A 23,081-nucleotide genomic window follows, 5' to 3' on the forward strand; every position below is an offset into this window, starting at 1 on the left:
TTTTTATAATTATTGGTGTTATGTGATTAAGCTAAGTTAAGTTAAGTTAAGTTAAATTCAGTTAAGTTAAATCCATTTAAGTTAAAATAAGTCAAAATGAGTTTACTTAAATTTTAACAATCAACTTACCTTTGTTTTTGCCAGTAAAAAATAAGTTCAACCCTGTCATTGCTGACGGTAAACCATCAAGAACATGCGCACGATGTTTGATTTTCCCTGCCATGACATACGGTGTAAGTTTTTCTAATAACGCTGGAATCTCACCGAAATGATCTGGCATGGTAAAACCTTGAACCGTTAAACGCTTTTTAATGATAGGTATCCAGTTTGGACCTAAATCTGGTGTTTGCTTTGGATAATCCGCAATCAAGCCACAAACAGCAATTCGGCCATGGGCGTTCATGCGATCAAATACGTGATGTTGTATTGGCCCACCAGTATTCTCAAAGTAAACATCAACACCACGTGGCGTTAGTTTGGCTAACTCTTCAGGCAAGTTTGCTGATTTGTAGTTAACCGCGCCATCAAAACCTAATTCGTTAATAACCCAATCGGCTTTCTCATCACTACCAACGACACCTATAACCGTTAAACCGTCCGCTTTAGCTAGCTGCCCCACAATAGAGCCAACTGAGCCTGCGGCACCAGACACGACTAAGGTTTCACCTTTTTGCGGCTTACCAATACTATATAAACCTTGTGTAGCCGTTAAACCAGGTAAGGCAAAAACAGATAAAATAGCTTCGTCTGGGAGTGGCGCAGACACTTTATTTAATCCTGTGCCGTCACTTAAATGGTATTCTTTCCAACCCATCATGCCCATAACACGATCACCTACGTTAAAATCAGGATGATTACTTTCTACTATTTCACCAATACCAGAGCTGCGCATAACATCACCTAATGCCACGGGTGGAATATAGCTTTCAGTATCTGGGCTCATCCAACCAAACATTGCAGGGTCTAACGACATGTGATTTTGTTTTACTAAAAATTGCCCGTTACCCACCGTTGGCATATCAAGTTGTACAACGTCAAATAATTCTGGACCTATTGGCCCTCCAGTTGGACGAGCGATTAAATTAATTGCGGTATAAGTAGTCATGATGTTTCTCTTTTTTGGTGCTGCCCTGATGTGCGGCGTTGAGGTACAGCAATGTGATACAGCGTTATCTAATGAATCAACACATCAGATAACGCTGTTGTTACTTTCTATTAAGCCTATATTGGCAAATAGTCATGTTAATAAACTTAATGAAAGTGCTATTACTTGTGACTTATTCTCGTAATTCTTTTCTTAAGACTTTTCCGACATTTGTTTTCGGTAAGTCATCCATAAATTCAATAAATTTAGGACGTTTATAGTTAGTCAGCATTTCATGACACAAATCGAAAATATCTTTTTCTGATAAGTTAGGATCCTTCTTAACAATAAATACTTTTACGGCTTCACCAGTAACCTCGTTTTTAACACCAATGGCAGCTGCTTCTAGGATCCCTTCATGCATAACAAGCACTTCTTCAATTTCATTTGGGAAAACATTAAACCCTGAAACAATGATCATGTCTTTTTTGCGGTCAACAATATTGAAAAAACCGTTTTCATCAACGGTGGCAATATCACCCGTTGCTAGCCAACCGTCTTGCAATACTTCATCAGTTGCATCTTGACGGTTATAATAACCTTTCATTACTTGTGGTCCTTTCACCCACATTTCACCGGGCTCACCTAACGCAACTTCTTTACCGTCATCACCAATTAAACGTATATCGGTTGACGGTGCTGGTACACCAATAGAGCCATTGTAGCTTTCTTGGTTATAAGGGCTCATCGTCACTAATGGGGCACATTCCGTTAGGCCGTACCCTTCTAATAAACGTGTTCCTGTTACTTTTTCCCAGAATTCGGCCACTGGACGCTGTACCGCCATACCACCAGCAAAACCTAGTTTTAAATGACTAAAGTCAAGTTGCTCAAAGCCTGGCGTATGCAATAAACCATTAAATAAAGTGTTAACCCCTGTAATAGCAGTGAAAGGATATTTAGCTAATTCTTTAACAAAACCATCTAAATCTCTTGGGTTGGTAATTAATAGATTTGCGCCCCCAAAAGGCATAAAAGACAAGCAATTAGAGGTTAATGCAAAGATATGATACAAAGGTAAAGCCGTGACCATTATTTCTTTACCTATTTCGTAAACATTTTTAGTCGATGCATTAGATTGTTCAATATTTGCAATTAAATTACGGTGAGTTAACATTGCGCCTTTTGAAGGTCCTGTTGTACCACCGGTATATTGTAGAAAAGCTAAATCTTCACCATTAACAGGCACTGAGGTAAAGTTAAGCTTCGCACCTTTTGCCATGGCTTGATTAAACCTAACTGCATTTGGTAAGTTATATGCTGGTACTTGTTTTTTAACGTATTTTAAGACGAAATTAACAATTGCCCCTTTCACTTTACTTAATCGGTCACCAACACCAGTAATTATGACTTTCTCAACATCAGTGTTATCAATAACGCTTTCCAATACATTGGCAAAATTTTCAAGGATTAGGATAGATTTGGCACCAGAATCCTTTAATTGATGTTGTAATTCACGCGGTGTGTAGAGTGGATTCACGTTTACGACCGTTAACCCAGCAATCAGAGCACCAAAGAGTGCAATAGGGTATTGCAAAATATTAGGGATCATAATGGCGAACTTATCACCTTTCACTAATCCTAAATCGCATTGTAAATAGGCAGCGAAGTCGGTAGCTTGCTGCTCAAGCTCTTGATAAGTAATGCTAGTATCCATATTAATGAACGCTACATTATCCTTATATAATTTAGTGTATTTAAAAAACAACTCCGCTAAAGAGCTATATTTATCTGGGTTTATCTCAAATTCAACATTTGCCGGATAACTCTTCTCAAGCCAAATCTTTTCCATTATTTTCTCTCCCCAATCACTAATTTTAGTGCCATTGTTATTATTGTTCATAGCACTCTTATTTATGAAAACTTATTTACTAATACATGATTACTGATATTTATTTACTAACCCTACGATTATAGTACTTCGAACAAGCCTGCTGCCCCTTGACCACCACCAATACACATACTAATGACAACATACTTTACACCGCGTCGTTTGCCTTCAATTAATGCGTGCATAACCATACGTGTACCACTCATGCCATAAGGGTGCCCTATTGAAATCGCACCACCATTTACATTCAAACGATCTTCTGGAATGCCCAATTTTTCTGCACAATATAAAACTTGCACAGCAAAAGCTTCATTAATTTCCCACAAACCGATGTCATCCATCGTTAAATTATTACGTGCTAATAATTTAGGTATAGCATAAATAGGACCTATACCCATTTCATCGGGTTCACAACCGGCAACAGCCATACCTCGATACGCACCTAATGGTTTTAAACCACGTTGCTCGGCTAATCCGCGTTCCATCACCACAACCGCAGCTGCGCCGTCAGAAAGCTGAGACGCATTACCGCCGGTAATGGTACCGTTTTCTTTTACGGTTTTTAATGTTGATAAGCCTTCGAGGTTAGTCGACGGACGGTTACCTTCATCTTTAGTTAGCGTAACTTCTTCTTTGCTGATATCACCTGTTGCTTTATCCATCACTAACTTGGTTGCAGTTACAGGGACAATTTCATCGTCAAATTTGTTTTCAGCTTGAGCTGCTGCTGTACGTTGCTGAGATTTAAGGGCATAAGCGTCTTGTGCTGATCTTGAAATATTGTAACGTTCAGCGACAACTTCTGCGGTATCTAGCATTGGCATATATATCGCTGGACGATAAGCTTTTACACTTGGGTCAACCGCACGGTGCATATTCATTTTATCATTTTGTACTAAACTAATAGAGTCACACCCACCAGCAACAACAACCTGAGCACCATCACAAACAATATGATTTGCTGCCGTTGCTATCGACATTAAACCTGATGAACATTGACGATCAATCGTCATACCAGCAACTGATACTGGTAACTCGGCAGCCATAGCAACTTGACGACCAAAGTTCATGCCTTGATTACCTTGCGTTAATGCTGCACCAAAAATACAGTCTTCAATTTCGTTAGCATCAATGCCCGAACGCTCTACTGCTGCTTTTACCGCAACCGCTGCCAATGTTGGTGCTGATAAATCATTAAATGCGCCGCGATATGCTTTACCTATTGGCGTACGCGCTACTGATACTATTACTGCTTCTCTCATGATGACTCCCCATTACTTCTATGAATTAGTTCAATGACTTAGCTCAATGACTTAGTTATTAGTTACTTATTAATTACTACCTACGCTTTTAAATGTTTAATGAACAAAGTGCTGTATGACTATTTTTGTTGTGACTTCATAAACGCCATCGCTTTTAACACAAACTTTTCACCTTGTTTATCACCTGATATTAACGCTGCTTGCCCTGTTTGGTCGGTTAATTCAGACCAGTGCTCAAGTACAGTTTCAGGGCTTTGTTTATGCTCTGGAATAAAACATCCTTCGGTTTCAAACATACCAGCACTTGAGTAGCCACCTGCCCCTGCACATAAAATAAAGCGATTTGGCGCTTCTTCGTCACACAGGGTTAACATACCCGCTGTTACTGCTTCAGGAGCAAAGGCTTGCACAATTTCTGGAGGCATTAAGTCTTCTGTCATTCTTGTGCCAGCAGTTGGCGCTAAGGCATTCACGCGAATATTGTTCTTTGCACCTTCTAGCACTAACGTATTCATAAATCCTAGTACCGCCATTTTTGCAGCGCCGTAATTTGATTGCCCAAAATTACCGTACATACCACTTGATGAGGTCGTCATCACAATACGGCCATAATTTTGTGCACGCATAATTTCCCAAACGGCTTTAGTACAATTAACCGATCCCATCACGTGAACATCCATCACGAGTTTAAAGTCATCTAACGTCATTTTTGAAAAAGACTTATCACGTAAAATGCCTGCATTGTTGATAAGAATATCAACACGCCCCCATTTTTCCATGGTCTGATTAACCATATCTTGCACTTCATCGAAGTTGGCAACATTAGCACCATGGCTAATTGCTTCGCCGCCATGCGCTTCAATTAAACGCACTACTTCTTGAGAAGCTTCTGACGAGGCACCGCTACCGTCGCGAGCACCACCTAAATCATTAACAACAACTTTTGCACCACGGGCTGCAAGTGCCAATGCGTGTGAGCGACCTAAACCGTTACCTGCGCCAGTAACAATGGCGACCTTACCTTCAAAACTGATTGACATAATACTTCCTTAAAAAATCTTTTTATAATTAATACAATTATTTAACCATTTGTACAGAAACCCATTCAGCAACAAGTGCAGGGGTATCACAACCTTCTATTTCAACAGTTACTTCTGTGCATAAACGATATTGCCCAGGCTTTTTCTCTTCAATCTCTAGGGTTTTAGCATGTGCTCTTACGCGACTATCAACTTTAACGGGTTGTAAAAATCTGACTTTATCGAAACCTGCATTTAAGCCCATATAGAAGCCGTCGATAATGACACTGAAATCTTCAGCAAAATGCGACAATAGAGATAACGATAAAAAACCATGTGCAATGGTAGAGCCAAAAGGTGTTGCTTTCGCTTTTTCTTCATCAACATGGATAAATTGATGATCGAGCGTACAATCTGCAAATTGATCAATTTGCTCTTGGTTTATTACGTGCCAAGGTGTTGGCGCTGATTGAAAGCCGATGTATTCGGCTATTTGATCTTTTTTTATAATTGTTGGCATAGTAAATCCTTATTTAGCTAAACATTTTTTATGTTATTTATTATTAAAATTTATTTTTAGCTATAGTGTTAAACATAGTTAAAAACTATAGCTATACGCTTAAAACCAAGCTACTTTCATATCGTATGTTGTACTGTCACTAGTACGTAAAATATTTGACCACAACGCTATTTCTGGCAATTCAAAACGATAGAAATACTGTAATGCTTGTAGTTTGCCATTATAAAAATCTTCATCTGCTTGGTGCGGCTGCTTGCGCAACGCTTCACTAGCAACGACACCTTGCTTTAACCATAACCAAGCAATGATAACGTGACCAAATAGTTCTAAATATTTCACTGAGTTTGCCAATGCAAGGTCGATATTTGTCGCTTGCATTGCAGTTAATACCACATCCGTAGTTTGCTTTAATGTTTCAAGTGCATCACTAAGCTGTGCTGAAAATGCAGTTAAATTGCTATATTGCTTGGCTTGTTCAATCGTTTTATAAATTTCACTCAACGTTGCTGAGTAGCCCGCCATTTTATTCATCGGTACTTTACGGGTTAATAAATCTAGCGATTGAATACCGGTTGTACCTTCATGAATAGGATTTAAACGATTGTCACGATAAAACAACTCAACAGGATGTTCGTTAATATAACCATGCCCTCCAAGTACTTGAATCGCTAGATCATTCGCTTTAGTGCCATATTCAGACGGCCAAGTTTTGATAATAGGAGTTAGAAAGTTCAATAGTACGTGCGCATGTGCTCGTGCTTCTTCTGTCGGTGCTGTTTTTTCGTCATCACTCAGTTGAGAGCCGTAAAGTACTAATGACAACGCGCCTTCGGCATAAGCTTTTTGTGCAAGTAACATACGACGAACATCAGCATGTTCGATAATATTCACCATAGGTGAAAGCGGATCTTTACAAGAAGGTAAACGACCTTGAGGACGGTTTTTTGCGTAGTCAACTGAATATTGATAACCAGCAACGGCAAGTGTAGCGCCACTTGTGCCAACCATAATACGAGCTTCGTTCATCATATGAAACATGTACTTGAGGCCTTGGTTCTCTTCGCCAACTAAGTAGCCAATAGAGCCATTTTTTTCACCAAAACTTAACGCGGTAGAAGTTTGTGCTCTGCCCCCCATTTTGTGAAATAAGCCTGCAAGGGCAACTTCATTATCAGCACCTAACGTACCATCGTCATTTACTAAAAATTTAGGTACCACAAACAAAGAGATACCTTTAACGCCTTTTGGTGCGCCTTGAATTCGAGCCAAAACTAAATGAACAATATTTTCACTTAAATTATGATCGCCACCAGAAATATAAATTTTATTACCACTAATACGGTAAGTGCCATCGTCGGATTTCACGGCTTTCGTGATTAGGTCGCCTAGCCCTGAGCCACTGCCGGGTTCAGTCATCGCCATGGTGCCCATAAAACGTCCAGAACGCATCGGTTTAACCCACTTTTCAATTAACGCTTCACTGCCGTGAGCTTCAAGTAAGTTAGCATTGGCATTGGTCAGCATGTTATAGCCTAAACCAACACCACCTGCAGCCGTTAAATAGGTGCTCGCCACACTGGCAACTATCGGTGGTAACTGCATACCATTTAATTCGTAATCAGCCGTTGCAGAGGAGATACCTGAGTCAATAATCGCTTCAATAGCTGGCTTAAGTTCAGGAATAAGTGTGACTTTTTTGCCATCAAATGTTGGTTGATGAGTATCAAGTTTTTGCCGAATAGGTAAGAAGTATTTTTCTGCTATCGCCTTCGCAGTATTAATGACTTCATTAAAAGTCTGACGGTCATGGTCTTGATATCTATTGCGTTTGATCAGCGCTTCACTGTCAAAAAGCTCATAGAGCATAAATTCAAGATCTCGTTCATTCATTAATGTGGCTGTCATACTATTCTCTTCTTATCTTTTTACTTATCGATATTATTAGCCATAAAAAATAATGATTTATGGCTAATATACTGCGCTATAAATGCGTGTTGCTTTACCGCTTACTGTGCAGATACACCACCATCTATTGCGATGCATTGTCCTGTCATATAGGTATTTGCTGGTGATAACATCATCAGCATCATGGCAACAATCTCTTTAGGCTCACCTAATCGGTGCATAGGTGCACCTCTGCTCATGCGTTTTTGCTGCTCATCATCAGCAAAGTTTGTCACCATTGGCGTCAAGGTAAAAAACGGACAAATAGCATTAATACGAATATTGTTACGACCATATTCAACGGCACCGGTTTTGGTTAAACCAATAACCGCATGCTTAGCCATTGCATAAGCACTGCCTCTTGCTGCGCCACCTAAACCGGCCATAGAGCTAACATTTAAAATAGCGCCTTCGCCCTGTTTAAGCATTTGTTGTATTTGATGACGCATACCAAATTGCACGCCTTTAACATTAACCGCAAATTGAGAGTCCATAATGGCTTCATCTATGTCATGTAATGGCATAAATTCGTGGGCAATACCGGCATTATTAACGCCAATATCAACTTTACCAAAGTGCTTAATTGCCGCATCTACCATTGCTTTACAATCATCATTTTTTGCAACGTTACACGCCATGGCAATAACGTCTGCACCAGTCGCTTTAATGCCGTCAGCAACTTTCATTACACCTGCTTCGTTAATATCACTAATCACTAGTTTTGCACCGCGCTGCGCTAATTCTTCAGCAAGCAGCTGACCAAAGCCTTGAGCTGCACCAGTTATAACGGCAACTTTTCCTGTAAAATCTAATAGTGGATCCATGGTAAATTCCTTACGTTACAAATATCGTTTAATAATTTATTGTTTAGATAACAATTTCTTTTGTTCTTAGTTGTTATGCATTACTTTATTTTTTGCTAATTATTTTATTTTCTTTATCCGTAATTCTTCATCAAACAGCATTAATCACATTTTATTCATCACTAATAATACTCAAGGCCATTTGTGCCAATGGTTCAACAAAAGCGCCCACTTTATTCGCTTGTTCATTTGTGGCATTGCCTTGAGAAGCTCGTTTAGCAACGCCTTGTGCAATAGCCGCTAATTTAAAGAAGCTAAAAGCAAGGTAAAATGTCCAATTTTCAATACGTTCAATTCCCATACGCTGACAGTAAGCCGCAACATATTCTTCTTCTGTAGGAATACCTAAACTTGCTCTGTTTACGCCTTGTAATCCATCAATAGTTCCCATGCCTTGTGGCATACGCAACTGCATACATTGATAAGCTAAATCAGAAAATGGATGTCCGAGTGTCGATAATTCCCAATCGAGCACCGCTATCACTTCTGCTTTGTCTTTTCTAAACATGATATTGTCTAAACGAAAATCACCATGAACTAAACAAACTCGACCATCATCAGGCGGTAGGTGTGTTTCAAGCCATGATATTAAGTTATCCATCGCATCAATTTGTTGCAACTCAGTAGCACGATATTGTGATGTCCATCGCGAAAATTGACGCTCGAAGTAATTTCCTGCTTTGCCATAGTCACGTAAATTAACTGCATCAAGATCAACACTATGTAATGCAACTAAAGCCTTATTCATAGTGTCGTATAGTTGACTTCGATAAGCGTTAGTTGATACCTCACGTAATGAAGCACTCCAATAAACAGTACCATCACAATATTCCATTAAATAAAACATCGAGCCGATAATGCTGATATCGATACACAGATGATAAACCTTAGCTACAGGTACATCGGTATCTTTTAGGGCATTAAGTACCCGAAACTCTCGATCTACTGCGTGTGCAGATTTCAATAAATTTCCTTGCGGTTGGCTTCGTAGTACATAAAGCCCCGACTTAGCATTGACTTTAAAGGTTGGATTTGACTGACCACCAGGAAACTTCTCTAAACTGATAGGACCAACAAACCCCTCAACATTAGACTCTAAATAGCGAGTCAATTTTTCTATATCAAAAGAAACGGTTGCTGACATTTTTTATCTCTTCCATTTATTTAACGTACTAATGATTAACTCTTCACTAACAAAAATTACCGCTAGTTTTTAGCCGAATTAAGTACTATGTTGATTTTTTTACTAAGTCGCGTCCAAGTTGCATCATGTGTACTTGATCAGGACCATCAGCTAAACGTAACGTTCTTTGGCCGGCAAACGCATGAGCTAAAAAGGTATCTTGGCTAACGCCTACAGCACCATGACATTGAATAGCCCGGTCGAGTACATCTAGTGACATACTCGGAGCAACAATTTTTATCATAGCGATAATATCTTTGGCCGCTTTATTGCCTTCTAGATCCATCTTTTGAGCCGCTTTTAACGTCATCAGTCTGGCTTGTTCAATTTGACAAGCCGAAATAGCAATATCTTCTCGAATAGATTGTTGTTTGATCATTGGACGACCAAATACAATGCGATCGTTAACACGCTGACACATTAAATCTAGCGCGCGTTGTGCGACACCAATTGAACGCATGCAATGATGAATGCGACCTGGGCCTAATCGCCCCTGTGCAATTTCAAAACCTTTACCTTCACCCATAATGATGTTTTCAACAGGTACGCGAACATTGTCAAAGGTGATTTCTGCATGTCCTTCTGGTGCATCGTTATAACCGAACACTTTCATTGGGCGTACCATAGTGACCCCTGGTGTTTTCATTGGTACAAGTACTTGAGATTGTTGAATGTAGCGGTCAGTGTTATCTGGGTCAGTTTTACCCATCACAATCATAATTTCACACTGTTTTCGACAAGCGCCACTGATGTAAAATTTTCGACCATTGATAACGTATTCATCACCATCGCGCACTATGCTTAATTCAACATTAGTTGCATCACTAGAGGCAACTTCTGGCTCAGTCATCGCGAAAGCCGAACGAATCTTTCCTTCAAGCAACGGCTCTAACCACTGTTTTTTTTGTGCTTCGTTACCATATTTAGCTAATACTTCCATATTGCCCGTGTCTGGCGCAGCACAATTAAATACTTCAGGCGCCCAAAATACTTTGCCCATAATTTCAGCAAGAGGGGCATATTCTAAATTAGTAAGTCCTGCACTGTATTTGCCATAACTAACGGGTAAAAATAAATTCCATAATCCCTGTGCTTTCGCTTTCGCTTTCAGCTCTTCCATTAAAGCAGGTGTTGTCCATTGATTTTGTGCTACTTGCTCATGCATTTCTGCTTCAGCAGGATAAACGTACTCGTCCATAAATGCGCTAACACGTGCCATTAATTCTTTAACTTTGTCGCTGTATTCAAAATCCATGGGAAATCCTTATTATTTTTACTATAAAGTTATGTAAGTGATTAACTAATACCTTATTAAGCGACTAACTTAATTTCATTAACGCCTCTTTATTAAACGGCGCTATTTCATCTTCTTTATTATGTTCAATTTTATTTACCCATTCAGGGTCAACCAATAAGGCACGGCCAATAGCGACTAAATCAAATTCATCATTATTTAAACGCGTTAATAATCCTTCGATTCCCGTTGGGTTAGACGTACCAGCAAGATCAACACTACCTTCACCGGTAAAATCGCTGTCTAAACCAACACTACCAACAGTAATTACAGGTTTATTGATTAATTTTTTTGTCCAACCGGCAAGGTTAAGATCAGAGCCTTCGAATTCAGGTAACCAAAAGCGTCGAGTACTTGCATGGAAAATATCAACGCCTGCATCACTTAATAAGGTTAGAAAGATTGCTAATTCTTCAGGCGTTTGACAAAGTTTGGCGTTGTAATCTTGTTGCTTCCATTGTGAAAATCGAAAAATAATTGGAAAGTCTTTACCTACTTTTTCACGAATAGCCTTGACTATTTCAACGCCAAAACGGGTTCTGTTTTCTAATGATCCACCATATTCATCATCACGTTGGTTAGTGCCCTCCCAAAAGAATTGGTCAACCAAGTAACCGTGTGCACCATGTACTTCGATAGCATCGAAACCAATAGCTTTCGCGTCTGCAGCAGCTTGGGCAAATGAAGCGACGACATCATCAATATCTGCTTTACTCATAGCAACACCGTTTGGTGCGCCCGGTTTATATAAACCTGATGGGCTATAGCCCGGAACTTCTTTATCTGGACCAATACCTTCTTTACGTACCGAGCCTACATGCCAAAGTTGTGGCGCTATTTTTCCGCCTGCAGCATGAACTTCGTCAACGACGTGTTTCCAACCCGCTAAAGCCTCATCACCAAAAATTGCTGGTACACGTTCATAGCCGTTTGCGGCTTTATGAGAAATAAATGTCCCTTCGGTAATAATTAAACCAACATTGCCCTCTGCTCTGCGGCGATAGTATTTTGCTACGTCATCTGTTGGAATATAGTTAGGTGAAAACGTACGTGTCATGGGTGCCATCACGGTGCGGTTTTTTAAGTTTAAGCTACCTGCTGAGAATGACTCAAATAGTTTTGCTGCGTTATTGTTGCTCATTTTATTTCCTAACATTCATTTGCTAATTATCTATCGTTAACATGCTTGCTAACTTGATATTGTTTAAATTTACACCGTACACTAGTAAAGAAAACTTACGGCTTATTTATCTACTCAATCGAATACTTTGTTTTATCTGTCGCGATTTATCCGATCAAGTAGCCGCCATCAACATTTATTGCCGTGCCAGTTGTGTAACTAGAAGCATTAGAAACTAAATACAGTACCGTGCCTGCCATTTCTTCTGGCTGGGCAACACGTTTCATTGGTACGTGATGCATTAGTTGTTCTAATATTTTTGGATTATTGACTAAGGTTGAAGCGAATTTAGTATCCGTACCACCAGGTAATAAGGCATTAACACGAATATTGAATTGTGCACATTCCTTAGCAAACGTTTTTGTCATAGAAATAACCGCGGCCTTGGTAATAGAATATATACCTTGATAATCACCAGGAATTATTCCATTGATTGAGGCAACATTAACAATGGCTCCACCACCATTTTCTTTCATTAATTTAGCGCCAATAGTAGACATAAAGAAGTAGCCACGGATATTAACGTCAACCGTTTTTTGAAAAGCTAACAGGTCTGTATCTAATACATGGCCAAAATAAGGATTTGCTGCAGCATTATTCACTAATATATCTAGTTTGCCGTGCTCAGTTGATATTTGCTTAAATATGCTTTCTATCTGTTCCATCTCACCAATATGACAAGCAATTGCTTGAGCACTACCACCGGCGGCAATGATTTGGTCAACGACAGCTTGGCAACCGTCTATTTTACGGCTCGATACAATGACATGAGCGCCATTTTCAGCGAGTAATTTTGCTATATGCTCACCAATACCTCGACTTGCGCCGGTAACTAAAGCCACTTTTCCTGTTAAATCGAACAAATTAGTACTCATATCTAAATTCCTCTTTAAAATTTTTGTTAACGACCTTTATCTAAAGGTTTCCCAGTCATGACCTGCTTGAGTTAAGTGACCATAATTATTCAAATAATCAATGCTTAGGCTACCTTTGGTAAAGAGTAGCTTTGTGACACTAGTATTTCGTAATTGTTGATTAATCGATAATGTGTTTTGATCAGATAAGCCTAAAATATGTTGAACCAATACTGAAATAGTACCGCCAGAAGTGAAAATACAAATGTTATTTGACGGTGTGATGTTACTGAATTCTTTCTTAGCATTGAGCTCTTGGTTAATTACGTCTTTTAATGCAGTAATACAGCGCTTTTTAAACTGCGACCAACTTTCCATATAATCTCCATCATATTTACCGCTAACCCAACGATTAAGCGCCAAAGAAAATTCTTTTTGAAACACTTTATTTGCTTCTGGTTTTTGACTAATTAGTGCAGCCATTTTGGCGTAATTTTTCCATTGACTATCATAACGCGATAACAAATCAACATGATTAAATTCATCAAAACCAGAGTGCAACACTGTAGATGGTTTATCGCCCTGATAACCTTTTAAAAAGTTTTCAAGTGTTTGTTCATGACGTAACAATGCACCTGAAAATAACTTTCCTGGTTTATTCTGAGTCTTAAGCGTTTGCCAATATTGACCAAGTAATTCAGATTGCTGACAACCTTTATCAGACAGTTGATCATAATCAGCTTTGCCGAATGAAGCCTGCCCATGGCGAATAAGATAGATAGCAGACATAAGTTACGCTGCTATTATCAAGGTTGGGTGTTGCACTGGGATAATGCTTATTATTTTTATCATCTTATTTATTACCACCAATATAGTTAAACAGTTAATTGATATAATTAAAAACAGCTTTAACACTCTGGATTAATGTGAATAACTCATGCTATGCCTAATCGAATGATTAAACAAATGAATAGTTCTTATAACTTACTATTCTCCATACGAATTAATAGTAGTAAATAAAATGATCAATACTTAGTAATAAGCAAACAACAAAAAACCTATTTAAGCATCTGATTTATAATTATTTTATTAAAAATTTACTGGGTATAGAACCCTAGAATAAGAAACAGCCTTGTAATAAAAATTACAAGGCTGTTTAATTGACACTCACTATCAATTCAACTCGACCATAAAATCGACTTGAGTTTGATATGCTTCTTAAATGTGCTTACGTTTTTGTTTAATCCTTCTGTTTAAAATTCATAAGAAATAGAAGCACCATACATACGAGGCTGGCTTGGGTAAGCATTATAACTACCTGCCTGTATTGGTGGTGGGAAGGCAGAATGTAGGTATTCATCATTATTTAGATTACGTACCCAAAGTTGAACATTAAGTCCATTGTCAAAGTTTAATCCTGCTGTCGCATTTAAGGTGCCAACTTCGCGTGTTAGCGACTCCGGCACATTTTCAGCGAGGTACACTTCACTCTCATAAATATAATCAGTTCTTACATAACCATATGCACCATTTTCTAATTCATAGCTGTAAGTAATGCCGGCCGTTATGCTGCGTTCATGAATACCCGCTGGTTTTTCACCTGATAAATCAACAGGACCATCTAACCCTGTTGCTCCAACAAATGAGTCATAGACAGGATCAAGAAAAGTACCTGCTAACGTAAATGACCAGTTTTCAGTTGGGTTGTAAACTGAATCAAATTCCAGTCCTTGCGTACTTTGTTTACCGGCATTTGCCAATACGTAACCAGTACCAATAAAGATAGATGACTGAAACCCTTCAATCGTTTGGTCAAATAAAGTTACGTTAAATGCCCCTTTTTTAAATCTCGCTTTCACGCCAAGCTCATAAACTTTTGCTTCCTCAGGTGAAGCAAAGCGACCACCGTAGGTTTGATTAGCAAGCGCAACACCTGCACTTTCCATTGCTGCTTGATCTGCAATAAAAGGGTTACTATTTCGTCCTAGATTCCATGATGATGCTTTAAAGCCAGTCGCTGCCGTTGCAAAAACATTAAAGTTATCGTTTACCTCGTAGGCTAAGCGCATTGACCAAGTTGTTTTACTATCTTCAGATTTACTCTGTTCAACGTCGTTAGGTAAACTCGGCATGGGTGGTAACAATTGAATGCTATTTAAAATAGGAATGGCTGGTGCAAGTGTTGGAATAAGCGATAATGGTACACCAAATGCTGTTAATTCAGTGTCTATATCAAGGCCAGACAATACATCTTTATTGATCTGTTCCGCTGTTATCGTTTTTTCATCTTTCGTGTAACTAACACCGAAAATAGCCGTAAAATCTTCCGTTATATGATAATCAAAATTAGCGAATAATGAATAAGCGTCATTATCTTGGGTAAATTCAGAGTTTACAAAAGATTCATTAGAAAAAAACGCCCCCTGTTCAAGCCCGTAAACTTGTTCAACACCCGCTAATAAACCATCTGCACCACCAGCGGTCATCAACGCATCAAAAAAGCTACGAATATCATCCCCGTAATATAGCGTATCGCCTGTAATTACTTCTTCTTGGAAAATATACGCACCTATCATCCATTCCAAAGTTTGCTTTCCTGTTGAAGTCAAACGAAATTCTTGAGTAAGAGTATCAATTTTGGTGTGACCTCCTTCTCGTAAAATATCTAACGAGGTATAGTCTACATCGTTTAAAAAATCGGAATCATTACTACGCAGCGCACTAATTGAGGTAAAAGAAAAGCCATCAAAATCAATATCAAGTTGAACTGAAACACCACCATCTTGCACTGTATTGTCAGGGTCAATATTAAGTGATGATTGATAAGAGAATGGATCGTTATCTTCTAACACAACACCACCTAATGCACGTACCGCTGCAGTTGTCGGACCATTAATAACATCGGCGGCAGTACAACAGGCTTCATCTATCTCACTATAATCAGCAATAACACGTAAGGTTACATCTGTAGTAGGCTCATATAATGCCTGACCACGAATATTCCAGCGATCGCGATTATTAATTTTATTTAGTCCAACAACACTATCGGTGTAACCATCACGTTTATTGAAACCACCTGATAAACTGAAAGCCAACTCTTCCGTAACACCATTAGTAATATAGCCTTTAACAAGTTTTTGATTAAAATTACCAGCACCAAGTTCTATGCTTCCTTCAAGCGAGTGAGCAGGCTCCATCGTTCGAACATTAATAACACCAGCAGATGCATTCTTTCCAAATAACGTACTTTGAGGACCACTTAACACTTCTATTTGTTGTAATCGTGGTAAATCACCAATTTGAGCGGCAGCTCTCGAACGATAAACACCATCAATAAAAATACCTACCGATGGTTCAATACCGGTATTATTTGTACCATTACCAAAACCTCGTATAGCAAAATTAGTATTTATAGACCGCTGTAAAGGGGTGACACGTAAGGTTGGCACCAGCGTTTGTAAATCATTCATATCTAAAACTTTTGCTTGATCAACAGCGAGGCCACTTACAACGGTTATGGCTACAGGAGATTCTTGTAGCCCTTTAAGTCGCTTAGATGCAGTGACCATTATCCTTTCTACATCTTTATCATCGTCTTCAACAGCTTGATTAACTTCCTGAGCACTTACTGCGCTTAGGTTGATTGCACTTAATATTGCTGAAACAAGTAATGTACGTTTAAAATATTTTGTTGTTCTTGTTGTTGGTATATCTCTCATCTTGAATCCCCAATTTTGCTATAAATACTAAAAAACACGTATTCACTAATATGATCCCATTCAAATACTTTGTTTGAACATGAATTATTGTATAAAGTACATTTCAGTAATTACTGACTAAGCCGTACTTATTATTGTCACCACCTGTTGTCACTATCAGTCCAACGTTAATGATTCCTCAAGCACAATTTTTGTACTATTAATCATGCTAGGTCTAGCTATTAGATTTAACAAATGAATAGTTCTAATAACTAACTATGCATATTGAGAATAGTGATAGATATACCTCAAAATAAAGAAGATATTATGATGGAAAACTCCATGTTTTTAGCTGGATAAAGCGAGGTTTTTCGATAAGAGTTGAGCTGTTTTTTATAGTGATAATATCCAAGACTTAAAGTTATATGGTTAATTTATTATCAACGACCATCGGACAAAATACAGAAAATCATTAAATATAAAGAGCCTGTAACCTTATTAAGCAAAACAAGATAACTAGGTGATACAAGTAAGTGAAATTAATTTAAATATAAAAGAGGTATCTGTGGAAAATCAACAAAAAGAGCTATCAGCATGTCGCTGTCCATGGCTAGATACATCAAAGCCTGATTATGTTGCTTATCATGACGAAGAATGGGGTGTTCCCGTTTATGATGATCAGAAATTGTTTGAGTTTTTATGCCTTGAATCTGCACAAGCGGGTTTGAGTTGGTACACTATATTAAAACGTAGAAATGGCTATCGTGATGCATTTGCAAACTTTGATGTGAATATTGTTGCACAATATGATCAGGATAAAGTTGAGCAGTTATTGCTAAACCCTGACATTATTCGTCATCGAGGTAAAATTAACGCCGCGATCAATAATGCACAATTATTTATTAAAATTCAGCAGGAGTTTGGTAGCTTCAGTAACTATATGTGGGGCTTTGTCGATAACAAAACCATAGTTAAAGAATATAAAACATTGAGCGATTACCCAGCCACAAGTCCAGAGTCAGATGCTTGGAGTAAAGATTTGAAAAAGCGTGGTTTTAAATTTGTTGGTTCAACGATTTGTTATGCTCATATGCAAGCATGTGGCATGGTTAATGATCACAGTTTGTCATGTTACAAACGGAAACAAATTATTGATAAATATCAGCAGTGCTAAACTAGCTATTTAAAAACCCCCATGTCATAATATGTCAGAAGGTCGTTAGTCAATGTTAAGAAAAATACTTGAACTTTACGTAAACGCCCTTATCTTAGCTTATATAAAGTAATTATAATTAAGTTCTTAAAGGAAGAGTTATGCAAACTAATATGAATTTTCAAACCGCGAGTAAAAGCTCAGCGATTGAAATTAACAAAGTATTAAAAAATACTTATATGCTTTTATCTATGACACTAGCATTTAGTGCCGTAACTGCTGGCGTTTCAATGGCAATCAACCTGTCTCACATGGCAGCACTTGTGATGATGTTAGTTGCTTTTGGTTTAATGTTTGTTGTTAATAAAAAGGCTGATTCTGCTAGTGGTATTTACTGGATTTTTGCTTTTACTGGTTTAATGGGTGCATCATTAGGACCAATGCTTAATGGTTATGCAGCTATGCCTGGTGGTCCAGCAATGATTATGCAAGCACTTGGTGGTACAGCATTAATATTTTTCGCTTTATCTGGATACGCTTTAACAAGTAAAAAAGACTTCTCATTTATGGGTGGTTTTTTGATGACAGGCTTAATTGTTGTATTTGTTGCTATGATAGCTAACATATTTTTCCAAATTCCAGCGTTATCATTAGCGATTAGTGCCGGTGTTATCATGATTATGTCTGGTTTAATTTTGTTTGATACTAGCCGTATTATTAACGGTGGCGAACGAAACTATATTAGAGCAACTGTTTCATTGTATTTAAACATTTATAATATTTTTGTTCACTTGCTTCACCTTTTAGGTGTTTTCGGTGGCGATGACTAATAGAAGCTGTATAACAGCTTAAGCTAATTAGCTTTTAGTCTCAAAAAAAAACGTTATAATATCAAGCCTCGCTATTGCGGGGCTTTTTTATGTCTAAAGTATGATTTTTTCATTAGCATAATATATGACGTTTATTAATAGACAAATAGAGATTTTAATCGTGAAGAAACTTGCCGTTCTTGTCACCACCTCCCCTTATAGTAATCTAAGTGTTACAGCACTTGACTATATTGAAACTGCGCTAAAAAGTAATATTGAGCTTGTGGGGGTTTTCTTTTATCAGGACGGAGTTATGCATGCGAGTAAAAATATCCAAATAGCCAGTGATGAATTTCAAGCAATACAACATTGGCAACGATTACACCACACCTATAACCTCCCCTTACATCTTTGTATTACGGCAGCAGAAAAACGCGGCATAAGTGATGAACACAATGACTCTATTCACGCAATTTTTACTGTTTCAGGTTTAGGAGAGTTAGTTGAACTTACGACAAAGGCTGATAGGATGGTGCAACTGTAATGAGTGATCACGCATTAAAAACACTCGCAATACTGAATAGTAAAGCCCCTTATAGTGATAGCGCTGGTAAGGATTCAGTAGATATTGCCTTAGTTTTTGGCTCTTTTGAACAACCTGTATCACTGTTCTTTCAGGGGGATGGTGTTTGGCAGCTAGTACAAGGGCAAGATGGCTCGGCTATTGCCGTGAAAGATTATCTTAAGACCTTTTCAGCTTTTGAATTTTACGATATTGAAGATATTTACGTATGCCAAAACTCGTTAGAACAGCGGAATTTACCTGCTACTTTTCATATTGAAGCAGTACAGGTATTAAATCAACGAGACTTTGCAGAGCGATTAACATCACACCATACTATTTTCAGGTTTTAGTGTTAATTTATTAATAATTATACTAATTTACGAATAAACGCTAAGGAATTACGTTGATGACTACACTACATATTGTTCGTCAAAGTGCTTTTAATACCAATGATTATGCTCAATGCTTACAAGTACTTGGTGATAACGATGTCATCGTTTTTATTGATGATGGCTGCTATAACTTACATCATCATTTAACAAACAACTTAATCGATAACTTAAATAACAATTTATCTAAGAGCAATGTAAGCGCAATTAACATAAAATTAAAGGTGATTGCGCAGCATGCTAATGCTCGGGCAATTAAGATCAATGAAGCAGTTGTTAGTAAAATTGAGATGACAGATTTAGTTTCACTGACTTTTGAAAATGACAGAGTGATAACATGGCAATAGACTTTAAAGGCATAAAAATTGATACTGACAAACAAGGATACCTATTAGATTACACTCAATGGCAATCCGATTTAGCACAAATAATCGCAGATCAAGATGGTTTTACACTGACAACTGAACACTGGGAAATAATCAATTTTGTTCGTCAGTTTTACTTAACCTATAACACTTCTCCAGCAATAAGAGCCCTAACAAAAGCAATGAAAGCTGAGTTTGGTGAGGATAAAGCCAATAGCCGTTATCTTTTTCGTTTATTTCCTGATGGGCCGGCTAAACAAGCAACTAAATATGCTGGTTTACCAAAACCTAAACGCTGTTTATAGTGCCACGAAGATATACATGTTTCGCTAAACACGAGAGTTCAAAGCTAGCACACTAACTATGTGTCATTTCTACTTGTTAACGTCACCAACGACATCGTTATTTATTTAATAATTAGAACTACGAGTTATTGAAATAAATGCCTGGTATTGGGCAATTTTTTCTTCGTATAAAATTGCTCACCTAATTAATGAAACTGGTATAACATGGAAATTTAATAAATTTTAAGCATAAAAAAACGCCTACAATTTAATGAAGGCGTTTCAATGTGTTACTTTCAGTTAATGTTATTACTAGTTCACTGGTAAGGTTGGAATTGTAATACCTGCCATTTCTAACATAACACGTACTACCTGACAGCTATAACCAAACTCGTTATCATACCATACGTATAAAACAGCACGATCACCATCAACAATAGTTGCTTGTGAGTCTACAACACCCGCATAGCGTGAGCCCACTAAGTCTGTTGAAACAATTTCATTTGAAGCAGTATAATCAATTTGATTTTGTAGATCAGACTCTAAAGACATCTCACGTAAATAGTTGTTTAAACTATCTTTATCAGTCTCTTTTTTCAGGTTTAAGTTCATAATAGCCATAGATACATTTGGCGTAGGAACACGAATAGCATTACCCGTTAACAAACCTGCCAGTTCAGGTAGCGCTTTTGCAACCGCTTTTGCTGCACCTGTAGTGCTGATAACCATGTTAAGTGGTGCACTGCGACCACGACGAGGCGCTTTATGATAATTATCAATTAAGTTTTGATCATTTGTATAAGAATGAATGGTTTCAACGTGGCCATTACGAATACCAAATTCATCATTCAATGCTTTAAGAACAGGAGTAATCGCATTCGTTGTACAACTTGCAGCTGAAACAATTTTATCTTCCGGTAAAATCATACTTTGATTAACACCATAAACGATATTTTTGATATCACCTTTAGCAGGGGCTGTTAATAAAACTTTAGCAACACCTTTAGATTGTAAATGTTGGCTTAAACCCTCTTCATCAGTCCAGATACCAGTATTATCAACAACAAGAGCATTGTTAATGTCATGCTCAATGTAGTTTACTTCTGAAGGTGAATTTGCATAAATAACTTTAATAAAAGCGCCATTGGCTTTGATGACATTATTTTCTTTATCAATAGTAATGCTACCATTGAATGCGCCATGCACAGAGTCTCTACGTAGTAAACTTGCACGTTTTTCTAGGTCGTCTCCGCCTTTACTTGGACGTAATACAATAGCACGAAGATTTAATTTAGCATTAGGACCTGTTTGCTCAATTAACAAACGAGCAAGTAGTCTGCCAATACGTCCAAAACCATATAAAACAACATCTTGCCCTTGATCTACATTATTTGTTGTATTGACTGTTTCTAATTCTTTTTCTAAATATTGCTCAATAGACAAGCCATTAGACTGCTCTTTAAATAAGTAACGATATGCCAATTTACCTACATCAATACGTGCAGGAGCCAATGACATTTTGCTTAACGCTTCAACAAATGGAAAACTTTCACGTAAACGTAGTTTGCTTTCTTCATGTAAAGCAACGGATTTATGCGCTTTAATGATATCAATAGGAGAAGCATTTAATAACGGTCTACCATAAACAGATATTTCAATTCCTTTATTTCTAAATAATTGACCAATGATTGGTTGCATATTTTCTGCGAAAGTTTGGCGTTCTTGCCAGCTGATCTGATATTCTTCCTCAAGATGAGACGTCATTAGTTAAGCCTTATATTTCAAGTGATTGAGCGAGAGTTTAATAAAATAATCTTAGACTAATTAAAAAAAATATAAAACTAGACTAAGGTGGATAATTAATTTTGGCATATTGTAATGCAAGACGTAATATTTCTCTATAGGTTACATAATAATTTAATGAGAAAAACTACAATTATTACAACGCTATTAATTCGTTATTACCTAGCCTGATTTTAAGGTAATAGATCAATATTATTGATATACAATTAAAATTTATAGGTCACCCCTTAGAATAGACAATCTTTATCAACGCGTTATTTTATTCATTTATCTTCGTTATTCTATAAATAATATTATACGTTGTTTTCTTTGATAGGCATTGTAGTAAACGATTTCCTTTAGGCGATGGAAACCGTTAAATTATTTGCTATAAGGAATGGTAATTTAAGGTTGTGACACAAAGTGATTGTATAAATGACTCACCAAGATGTGAGTCATTTTGTTCGCAGCCATTAACAGTAAAATGGTAGAGATAATTATATGCTTAGAGATAGTAATGCTTAATTGTTTTTAAAAGTTAAACTGAGCGAATTCACACAATATCTTTTGCCGGTTGGCATAGGTCCGTCGTCAAATACATGACCAAGGTGTGACTGACAATCCTTACATTGGATTTCTGTACGGCTCATATTATGAGTTTCATCTTCAAAGTAGGCAACATTGCCTGCGATAGAAGAAGAAAAGCTAGGCCAACCACAACCAGCATTGAATTTACTGTCACTATTAAATAAAGGTTTATCGCAACAAGCACACAGATAAGTACCTGATAGCCAATGATCATTATAAATACCCGAAAAGGGCTGCTCTGTTGCAGCTAAACGGCAAACTTTGTAAGCGTCTTCACTTAGTTTATCTTTATAATGATCGTTCATCAATATTTCTCCTAAAGGCTATAAACCTTATTAATATGTATTTTGGTAC

At 37.6% G+C, this 23,081-nt stretch carries 22 protein-coding genes; 7 read left to right on the plus strand and 15 right to left on the minus strand.

Translation table 11 applies throughout. The annotated features are described in order from the left end of the window. Window positions 1-106: 106 nt before the first annotated feature. Complete coding sequence (locus KO509_RS17215; protein ID WP_215974495.1) at window positions 107-1,105, minus strand: NADP-dependent oxidoreductase; 999 nt, start codon at window positions 1,103-1,105, stop codon at window positions 107-109. Between KO509_RS17215 and KO509_RS17220 the strand changes: the two genes are divergently transcribed. After that, window positions 1,104-1,289 (plus strand): hypothetical protein, encoded by a 186-nt coding sequence (locus tag KO509_RS17220; RefSeq protein ID WP_215974496.1) that lies wholly within the window; start codon window positions 1,104-1,106, stop codon window positions 1,287-1,289. The genes KO509_RS17215 and KO509_RS17220 overlap by 2 nt on opposite strands. On the opposite strand, the gene KO509_RS17225 is transcribed toward KO509_RS17220, so the two are convergent. The 12 genes from KO509_RS17225 to KO509_RS17280 form a co-directional block, all read right to left on the minus strand. Beyond that, entirely contained in the window at window positions 1,278-2,936 is a 1,659-nt protein-coding gene (locus tag KO509_RS17225) for an AMP-binding protein (RefSeq protein WP_215974625.1), read from the minus strand. The two genes, KO509_RS17220 and KO509_RS17225, sit on opposite strands and share 12 nt — an antisense overlap. A 119-nt stretch (window positions 2,937-3,055) precedes the next feature. After that, on the minus strand, window positions 3,056-4,237 hold the full coding sequence (locus KO509_RS17230) for an acetyl-CoA C-acyltransferase (protein ID WP_215974497.1): 1,182 nt from the start codon (window positions 4,235-4,237) through the stop codon (window positions 3,056-3,058). Between the two features lie 119 nt (window positions 4,238-4,356). Beyond that, entirely contained in the window at window positions 4,357-5,277 is a 921-nt protein-coding gene (locus tag KO509_RS17235) for an SDR family NAD(P)-dependent oxidoreductase (protein ID WP_215974498.1), read from the minus strand. Window positions 5,278-5,314: 37 nt separating this feature from the next. Further along, the gene (locus KO509_RS17240; RefSeq protein ID WP_215974499.1) at window positions 5,315-5,776 is read right to left on the minus strand and encodes a MaoC family dehydratase; all 462 of its coding nucleotides are present in this window, start codon (window positions 5,774-5,776) and stop codon (window positions 5,315-5,317) included. Between the two features lie 99 nt (window positions 5,777-5,875). Further along, the gene (locus tag KO509_RS17245; protein WP_215974500.1) at window positions 5,876-7,681 is read right to left on the minus strand and encodes an acyl-CoA dehydrogenase; all 1,806 of its coding nucleotides are present in this window, start codon (window positions 7,679-7,681) and stop codon (window positions 5,876-5,878) included. 101 nt (window positions 7,682-7,782) lie between these two features. Then, complete coding sequence (locus KO509_RS17250; RefSeq protein WP_215974501.1) at window positions 7,783-8,544, minus strand: SDR family oxidoreductase; 762 nt, start codon at window positions 8,542-8,544, stop codon at window positions 7,783-7,785. A gap of 151 nt (window positions 8,545-8,695) precedes the next feature. Next, the gene (locus KO509_RS17255) at window positions 8,696-9,727 is read right to left on the minus strand and encodes a phosphotransferase family protein (protein ID WP_215974502.1); all 1,032 of its coding nucleotides are present in this window, start codon (window positions 9,725-9,727) and stop codon (window positions 8,696-8,698) included. Window positions 9,728-9,812: 85 nt separating this feature from the next. Beyond that, the gene (locus KO509_RS17260) at window positions 9,813-11,021 is read right to left on the minus strand and encodes an acyl-CoA dehydrogenase family protein (RefSeq protein ID WP_215974503.1); all 1,209 of its coding nucleotides are present in this window, start codon (window positions 11,019-11,021) and stop codon (window positions 9,813-9,815) included. 64 nt (window positions 11,022-11,085) lie between these two features. Continuing rightward, entirely contained in the window at window positions 11,086-12,201 is a 1,116-nt protein-coding gene (locus KO509_RS17265) for an NADH:flavin oxidoreductase (RefSeq protein WP_215974504.1), read from the minus strand. A 146-nt stretch (window positions 12,202-12,347) separates the two neighbouring features. After that, window positions 12,348-13,115: an SDR family oxidoreductase gene (locus tag KO509_RS17270; protein ID WP_215974505.1), complete on the minus strand. Its 768-nt coding sequence runs from the start codon at window positions 13,113-13,115 to the stop codon at window positions 12,348-12,350. 36 nt (window positions 13,116-13,151) lie between these two features. Continuing rightward, window positions 13,152-13,883, minus strand: coding sequence for a histidine phosphatase family protein (locus tag KO509_RS17275; protein WP_215974506.1), 732 nt, complete (start codon window positions 13,881-13,883; stop codon window positions 13,152-13,154). A gap of 464 nt (window positions 13,884-14,347) precedes the next feature. Continuing rightward, window positions 14,348-16,813: a TonB-dependent receptor gene (locus tag KO509_RS17280; RefSeq protein ID WP_215974507.1), complete on the minus strand. Its 2,466-nt coding sequence runs from the start codon at window positions 16,811-16,813 to the stop codon at window positions 14,348-14,350. Window positions 16,814-17,357: 544 nt separating this feature from the next. On the opposite strand from KO509_RS17280, the gene KO509_RS17285 reads away from it, so the two are divergent. The 6 genes from KO509_RS17285 to KO509_RS17310 all read left to right on the plus strand — a co-directional run bounded on the left by KO509_RS17285 (window position 17,358) and on the right by KO509_RS17310 (window position 20,378). Further along, window positions 17,358-17,966, plus strand: a complete 609-nt coding sequence (locus KO509_RS17285) for a DNA-3-methyladenine glycosylase I (protein ID WP_215974508.1) — start codon at window positions 17,358-17,360, stop codon at window positions 17,964-17,966. A gap of 140 nt (window positions 17,967-18,106) precedes the next feature. Continuing rightward, window positions 18,107-18,775 carry a Bax inhibitor-1/YccA family protein gene (locus KO509_RS17290; protein WP_215974509.1) on the plus strand — a complete coding sequence of 223 codons (669 nt, stop codon included), beginning with the start codon at window positions 18,107-18,109 and terminating at the stop codon, window positions 18,773-18,775. Between the two features lie 124 nt (window positions 18,776-18,899). Continuing rightward, window positions 18,900-19,298 carry a sulfurtransferase complex subunit TusD gene (tusD, locus tag KO509_RS17295; protein ID WP_252727695.1) on the plus strand — a complete coding sequence of 133 codons (399 nt, stop codon included), beginning with the start codon at window positions 18,900-18,902 and terminating at the stop codon, window positions 19,296-19,298. Then, window positions 19,298-19,669 (plus strand): sulfurtransferase complex subunit TusC, encoded by a 372-nt coding sequence (gene tusC, locus KO509_RS17300; protein WP_215974510.1) that lies wholly within the window; start codon window positions 19,298-19,300, stop codon window positions 19,667-19,669. Before tusD ends, tusC begins: the two co-directional genes overlap by 1 nt. Before the next feature lie 56 nt (window positions 19,670-19,725). Next, window positions 19,726-20,055 (plus strand): sulfurtransferase complex subunit TusB, encoded by a 330-nt coding sequence (tusB, locus tag KO509_RS17305; protein ID WP_215974511.1) that lies wholly within the window; start codon window positions 19,726-19,728, stop codon window positions 20,053-20,055. After that, on the plus strand, window positions 20,046-20,378 hold the full coding sequence (locus KO509_RS17310; RefSeq protein WP_215974512.1) for a TusE/DsrC/DsvC family sulfur relay protein: 333 nt from the start codon (window positions 20,046-20,048) through the stop codon (window positions 20,376-20,378). The genes tusB and KO509_RS17310 overlap by 10 nt, the downstream gene beginning before the upstream one ends. A 291-nt stretch (window positions 20,379-20,669) precedes the next feature. Here the strand turns inward: KO509_RS17310 and KO509_RS17315 are convergent, their stop codons facing one another. Beyond that, window positions 20,670-22,121: a glyceraldehyde-3-phosphate dehydrogenase gene (locus KO509_RS17315; RefSeq protein WP_215974513.1), complete on the minus strand. Its 1,452-nt coding sequence runs from the start codon at window positions 22,119-22,121 to the stop codon at window positions 20,670-20,672. Window positions 22,122-22,660: 539 nt separating this feature from the next. Then, entirely contained in the window at window positions 22,661-23,032 is a 372-nt protein-coding gene (gene msrB, locus KO509_RS17320) for a peptide-methionine (R)-S-oxide reductase MsrB (protein WP_215974514.1), read from the minus strand. Window positions 23,033-23,081: the final 49 nt, after the last annotated feature.

This window comes from Colwellia sp. C2M11 (genome assembly GCF_018860915.1).
Classification (GTDB): domain Bacteria; phylum Pseudomonadota; class Gammaproteobacteria; order Enterobacterales; family Alteromonadaceae; genus Colwellia.

What these genes read in the sequence shown, in the direction of transcription:
- KO509_RS17230 (WP_215974497.1), bottom strand. Translation starts at nt 4,237, where the DNA reads ATGAGAGAAGCAGTAATAGTATCAGTAGCGCGTACGCCAATAGGTAAA.
- KO509_RS17220 (WP_215974496.1), top strand. Translation starts at nt 1,104, where the DNA reads ATGATGTTTCTCTTTTTTGGTGCTGCCCTGATGTGCGGCGTTGAGGTA.
- KO509_RS17280 (WP_215974507.1), bottom strand. Translation starts at nt 16,813, where the DNA reads ATGAGAGATATACCAACAACAAGAACAACAAAATATTTTAAACGTACA.
- KO509_RS17225 (WP_215974625.1), bottom strand. Translation starts at nt 2,936, where the DNA reads ATGGAAAAGATTTGGCTTGAGAAGAGTTATCCGGCAAATGTTGAATTT.
- KO509_RS17275 (WP_215974506.1), bottom strand. Translation starts at nt 13,883, where the DNA reads ATGTCTGCTATCTATCTTATTCGCCATGGGCAGGCTTCATTCGGCAAA.
- KO509_RS17235 (WP_215974498.1), bottom strand. Translation starts at nt 5,277, where the DNA reads ATGTCAATCAGTTTTGAAGGTAAGGTCGCCATTGTTACTGGCGCAGGT.
- KO509_RS17215 (WP_215974495.1), bottom strand. Translation starts at nt 1,105, where the DNA reads ATGACTACTTATACCGCAATTAATTTAATCGCTCGTCCAACTGGAGGG.
- KO509_RS17260 (WP_215974503.1), bottom strand. Translation starts at nt 11,021, where the DNA reads ATGGATTTTGAATACAGCGACAAAGTTAAAGAATTAATGGCACGTGTT.
- tusB (WP_215974511.1), top strand. Translation starts at nt 19,726, where the DNA reads ATGACTACACTACATATTGTTCGTCAAAGTGCTTTTAATACCAATGAT.
- KO509_RS17290 (WP_215974509.1), top strand. Translation starts at nt 18,107, where the DNA reads ATGCAAACTAATATGAATTTTCAAACCGCGAGTAAAAGCTCAGCGATT.
- KO509_RS17255 (WP_215974502.1), bottom strand. Translation starts at nt 9,727, where the DNA reads ATGTCAGCAACCGTTTCTTTTGATATAGAAAAATTGACTCGCTATTTA.
- KO509_RS17270 (WP_215974505.1), bottom strand. Translation starts at nt 13,115, where the DNA reads ATGAGTACTAATTTGTTCGATTTAACAGGAAAAGTGGCTTTAGTTACC.
- tusC (WP_215974510.1), top strand. Translation starts at nt 19,298, where the DNA reads ATGAGTGATCACGCATTAAAAACACTCGCAATACTGAATAGTAAAGCC.
- KO509_RS17245 (WP_215974500.1), bottom strand. Translation starts at nt 7,681, where the DNA reads ATGACAGCCACATTAATGAATGAACGAGATCTTGAATTTATGCTCTAT.
- tusD (WP_252727695.1), top strand. Translation starts at nt 18,900, where the DNA reads ATGACGTTTATTAATAGACAAATAGAGATTTTAATCGTGAAGAAACTT.
- KO509_RS17310 (WP_215974512.1), top strand. Translation starts at nt 20,046, where the DNA reads ATGGCAATAGACTTTAAAGGCATAAAAATTGATACTGACAAACAAGGA.
- KO509_RS17265 (WP_215974504.1), bottom strand. Translation starts at nt 12,201, where the DNA reads ATGAGCAACAATAACGCAGCAAAACTATTTGAGTCATTCTCAGCAGGT.
- KO509_RS17240 (WP_215974499.1), bottom strand. Translation starts at nt 5,776, where the DNA reads ATGCCAACAATTATAAAAAAAGATCAAATAGCCGAATACATCGGCTTT.
- KO509_RS17315 (WP_215974513.1), bottom strand. Translation starts at nt 22,121, where the DNA reads ATGACGTCTCATCTTGAGGAAGAATATCAGATCAGCTGGCAAGAACGC.
- msrB (WP_215974514.1), bottom strand. Translation starts at nt 23,032, where the DNA reads ATGAACGATCATTATAAAGATAAACTAAGTGAAGACGCTTACAAAGTT.
- KO509_RS17250 (WP_215974501.1), bottom strand. Translation starts at nt 8,544, where the DNA reads ATGGATCCACTATTAGATTTTACAGGAAAAGTTGCCGTTATAACTGGT.